Annotated in this window: 3 protein-coding genes; all 3 read right to left on the bottom strand. The window is 68.2% G+C overall.

The window, feature by feature from the left end; translation table 11 throughout:
- Positions 1-952 (bottom strand): ATP-binding protein (locus HP547_RS21115; RefSeq protein WP_172287344.1); only part of this gene is annotated, 952 nt, incomplete at its 3' end.
- 1 nt (position 953) lies between these two features.
- Positions 954-4,715, bottom strand: a complete 3,762-nt coding sequence (cobN, locus tag HP547_RS21120) for a cobaltochelatase subunit CobN (protein WP_172287345.1) — start codon at positions 4,713-4,715, stop codon at positions 954-956.
- A gap of 4 nt (positions 4,716-4,719) precedes the next feature.
- The coding region (locus tag HP547_RS21125; RefSeq protein WP_172287346.1) for a GTP-binding protein at positions 4,720-5,194 on the bottom strand (475 nt) is incomplete at its 5' end.

The raw sequence follows: 5,194 nt of genomic DNA on the forward strand, positions 1-5,194 counted from the left end.
GCGGCAAGGCGCCCCAGTCGCCCTGCCCGCCCGGGTCACCTGAGTGGGTGGTACCCTGCTGGTCAGGTTGCGGCGGCGCCGACTGTGGGCTGGTCTGTGGCGCTGCGCGGCGGCGATGGCGCAGGGCGAACTCGGCCACGGCGTCGACATCCGCTTGGTCGATGGCCGCGGCACCGCGCCAGGCGCAGTGCGCCCGTGCTGCGCGCAGCCAGACCAGGTCGGCGCGCAGGCCATCGACGCCAGCGGCGTAGCAACGTTCGGTGATCCAGGCCAGCGCCTGATCATCCAGGGCGATACCGGCCAAGGCCTGGCGTGCCGCGTGGCAGCGCTCGCGCAGTTGTGCCTGGGCTGCGGCCCATTGCCCGCAGAAGGCCTGCGGATCACTGTCAAAAGCCAACCGACGACGAATGATCTGTTGCCGCGCCTCGGGCTCGGGTAAGCCCTCCAGCGCCACGTTCAGGCCAAAACGGTCGAGCAGCTGCGGGCGCAGCTCGCCCTCCTCCGGGTTCATGGTGCCGATCAGCACGAAGCGGGCGCTGTGCCGGTGCGAGATGCCGTCGCGCTCGATGCGGTTGGTGCCGCTGGCGGCCACGTCAAGCAACAGGTCTACCAAGGTGTCGGGCAGCAGGTTGACCTCATCGACATACAGCACGCCGCCGTCGGCATGGGCCAGCACGCCCGGCGAAAACTGCGCCTTGCCCTGCCCCAGCGCAGCATCCAGGTCGAGGGTGCCGACCAGGCGTTCCTCGCTGGCGCCCAGCGGCAACGTGACGAACGGGCCTTCGCCGAGCAGGTCGGCGAGGCCACGGGCCAGGGTGCTCTTGGCCATGCCGCGCGGCCCTTCGATCAGCACGCCGCCAATCTTGGGGTCGATGGCGGTCAGGCACAGCGCCAGCTTCAGGTCGTCCGCACCGACCACGGCGGCCAGCGGAAATTGTACGGGTTCACTCATTTCAAGCCTGTTCCTCGCCGTCGAGCAGCTGCTCCTCAAGGGCTTCGCGATAATCGCCCGGCGCCTGCCACAGGCCACGCTGCTGGGCCTCCAGCAGGCGCTCGGTCAGGTCGCGCAGGGCCTCGGGGTTGTGCTCGCGCATGAAATCGCGGGTCGCCGGGTCGAGCACATAGGCATCGGCCAGCCCCTGGTAATGATGGTCGTCGATCAGGTGCGTGGTGGCGTCGAAGGCGAACAGGTTGTCGACCGTCGCGGCCATCTCGAAGGCACCTTTGTAGCCGTGGCGCTTGACCCCGTCGATCCATTTGGGGTTCAGCGCCCGGGCGCGGATCACCCGGTTCAGTTCCTCCTTGAGGGTGCGGATGCGTGGCCGGTCGGCCTGGCTGTGGTCGCCGTGATAACCGGCCACGGCGCTACCGGACAAGGTCTCCGACGCCGCCAGCATGCCGCCCTGGAACTGGTAGTAATCGTTGGAATCGAGCAAGTCATGCTCGTGGTTGTCCTGGTTCTGCAGCACCGCCTGTACCTTGGCCAGGCGCTGGGCGAACTGGGCGCGAGCCGGGGTGCCTTCGTCGCTGGCGCCGTAGGCATAGCCACCATGATTGAGGTAGACCTCCGCCAAATCATCGCGGCTGTGCCACAGCCGCCCGTCGATGGCGTTCTGCACCCCGGCGCCATAGGCACCGGGTTTGGCACCGAATACCCGCCAGCCGGCCTGGCGCGCAGCCTGCTCTGCGTCCACACCCTGCGCCTGCAAGGTCGCGCGCTCGCTGCGCACGCGCGCTGCCAAAGGGTTGAGGTCGTCGGGTTCGTCCAGAGCAGCCACTGCCTGCACCGCTGCATCGAACAGGCGGATAAGGTTGCCGAAGGCATCGCGGAAGAACCCGGAAACGCGCAAGGTCACGTCTACCCGTGGGCGATCGAGCAGGCTCAGCGGCAGGATCTCGAAATCGTCGACGCGCTGGCTGCCGGTGGCCCATACCGGCCGCACGCCCATCAGCGCCATGGCCTGGGCAATGTCATCGCCGCCGGTGCGCATGGTCGCCGTGCCCCATACCGACAGGCCGAGCTGGCGCAGGTGATCACCGTGGTCCTGCAAGTGCCGTTCGAGGATCAGGTTGGCGGAGGCAAAACCCAGGCGCCAGGCGGTAGTGGTGGGCAGGTTGCGCACATCCACGGTATAGAAGTTGCGGCCGGTGGGCAGCACGTCAAGGCGGCCCCGGCTGGGCGCGCCGCTGGGGCCGGCGGGCACGAAGCGCCCGGCCAGCGCCGCCAGCAGGCCGTTCATTTCGGCAGCACCACAGGCATCCAGGCCGGGCGCCACCGCTTCGCGCAGGGCCTGCAGCACCTCGTGAACCGGCTGCCAGTCGCTCAAGTCAGGCAACTGTGCGGTGCCGCCCAGCACCTGCTCGATCACCTGCAGCGCCAACAGTTCGAGGCGCTCACGGGTGTCGCCACAGGTGCGCCAGGGTTCGCTGCTGATGGCTTGCAACTGCCCGGGCCGCACACCCTGCCATGGCTGGCCAAGGTCGCAATCGAGCGGGTCGAAGCCCGGCACCAGCGCCTTGGCCAAGGACCGCAGCAAGCTGGCATTGCCGCCGCGGCCGTCGCCACGCTCGACCCGCAACAGCGCCAGCAGGGTATCCAGGCGCAAGCGGCCTTGCGGCGACTGGCCGAACACATGCAGGCCATCGCGAATCTGCGATTCCTTCAGGTCGCACAGGTAGGTATCCAGGCGCGGCAGCCATACGGTGGCATCGTCCAGTTGCCCTTCCAACTGCAACTCGCGGTCGATATGGGTGGCCTTGACCAGTTCGAGGATATCGCGCTGCAGCTCGCGGGCACGCCGTGGGTCGAGCAGCTGCGCTTCGTAGAACTCGTCGGCCAGCTGTTCCAGGTGGCGCAACGGGCCATAGGTTTCGGCGCGGGTCAGCGGCGGCATCAGGTGATCGATGATCACCGCCTGGGTGCGCCGCTTGGCCTGGGCACCCTCGCCCGGGTCGTTGACGATGAACGGGTAGATGTTCGGCAGCGGGCCGAGCAAGGCATCCGGCCAGCACTCAGCCGACAGCCCGACGCCCTTGCCGGGCAGCCATTCCAGGTTGCCGTGCTTGCCGACGTGGATCACTGCATCGGCGGCAAAGGCATGGCGCAGCCAGAAGTGAAACGCCAGGTAGCCGTGCGGTGGTACCAGATCGGGGTCGTGATAGACCGCGCTCGGATCTACCTGGTAGCCCCGGGCCGGCTGGATGCCGACGAAGGTCAGGCCATAGCGCAGGCCCGCCACCATCAGCCGGCCACTGCGGTACATCGGGTCCTGCTCGGGTGGCCCCCAGCGTTCCAGCACCGCCTGGCGATTGGCCTCGGGCAAGCGCGCGAACGCGGCCTGGTAGTCGCCCAGGCTCAGGCTCTGGGCGCAGGGGCGCTGGTCGAGGTGGTCGAGGTCGTTGGTCACGCCGCCGAGCAACTGGTGGATCAACTGCGTGCCGCTGCCCGGTAGCTCGGCCAGCGGGTAGCCTTCGGCCTGCAGCGCCCTGAGAATGTTCAGCGCGGCGGCCGGTGTGTCCAGGCCGACGCCATTGCCGATACGCCCATCACGGGTCGGGTAGTTGGCCAGCACCAGTGCCACCCGCTTCTGCCCATTGGGCAGGCGGGCCAGCTCGACCCAGCGACGCGCCAGCTCGGCGACAAAGTCCATGCGCTCGGGGTGAGCGCGGTAGCACACCACGTCAGACTGGCTGCGCTCGCTGCGCCAGGCCATGTCCTTGAAACTGACCGGCCGGGTGATGATGCGCCCGTCCAGCTCTGGCAGGGCGATGTGCATGGCCAGGTCGCGCGCGCCAAGACCTTGCTCGCTGGCTTCCCAGCCGGGCTGGTTGTCCTGCGCGCAGATCGCCTGCAGCACCGGGATGTCACGACGGAACGGGCGCAGGTTGGGCTGTTCGGGGCTGGACAGGGCGAAGCCGGTGGTATTGACCAGTACTTCGGCACCCACCTCGTCCAGCCAGGCTTCGACCTGCTCCAGGCACGCGCTTTCCTTCAGGCTGGCCACCGCGATCGGCAACGGGTTCAGCCCGGCAGCCTGCAGGCGCTGGCAGAACTCGTCGATGAACGCGGTGTTGGCCGCCTGCAGGTGCGAGCGGTAGAACAGCAGCGGCGCCACCGGGTGCTCAGGGTGCCAGTGCGGGTACCAGTCCTTCAGCACGGCGCTGCCCTTGGCCGGGTGATACACCGCCGTGCGTGGCAAGGGTTGCGGTTCGTCCCAGGCATAGTCGCGGCCCAGCCACTGGCTGGCCAGGCACTGGAACAGGTTGATGGCGTTGGCCTTGCCGCCCTGGCGCAGGTAGTGCCAGAGGCGCTCGGCCTGCTGGCTGCTGACGGTGCCAAGGCGGGTCAGCTCCGGGTCGGGGCGGTCGTCGCCTGGCACCAGGATCAGCTGTACGCCACGCGCGGCCAGCTCGACCAGCTGCTCGACGCCATAGCGCCAGTAGCCGACGCCGCCGTGCAGCGACACCAGGATGACCTTGGCATGGCGCAGCACCTGATCGACATACAGGTCGACCGAGGCGTGGTTCTGCACCTGCATCGGGTTGGCCAGGCGCAGGCTGGGGAAGTCTTCGGGCAATTGCTCGGCGGTATCGGCGAGCAATGCCAGGTGCGAATCGCCGCTGCAGAGAATCACCAGCTCGGCGGGTGTCTGGCCGAGGTCGGCAATGCTGTCATCCGGTACGAAGCCACCGGGCTGGGTCCGCAGCAGGTGCATGGGGTCAGGCGCCCAGGGCTTTGCGCAGGCGTGCTTCCAGCTGGGCCGCATCCAGGTCCTGGCCGATCAGCACCAGGCGGGTGATGCGCGGCTCGTCGGCGCGCCAGGCGCGGTCGAAGTGCTTGTCGAAGCGAGTCCCCACGCCCTGCACCAGCAGGCGCATCGGCTTGCCCGGGATGGCCGCAAACCCTTTGGCCCGCAGCACGCCAAACTCCACCACCAGCTGGGTCAGGGCATCAAGCAGCAGGCTTTCGTCGGCTTCGGGCAGGTCGATGGAGATGGAGTCGAAGGCGTCGTGGTCATGATCGTCATGGTCGTCGCCATCGTGGTGCGAGTCGTGGTGGGTACGGCGGCCATCGATGTGCGCCTCGGACTCGGCACCCACGCCCAGCAGCACGTCAATTGGCAACTTGCCGCTGCTGGCCTCGATCACCTTGACCGCTGGCGGCAGTTCTTCGGCCACTTCGGCACGCACTTTG

Origin of the sequence: Pseudomonas sp. CM27 (assembly GCF_013179515.1) — a bacterium.
Taxonomy (GTDB): Bacteria; Pseudomonadota; Gammaproteobacteria; order Pseudomonadales; family Pseudomonadaceae; genus Aquipseudomonas.

Coding starts and splice junctions, on each gene's coding strand:
- cobN (WP_172287345.1), bottom strand. CDS start 4,715: ATGCACCTGCTGCGGACCCAGCCCGGTGGCTTCGTACCGGATGACAGC.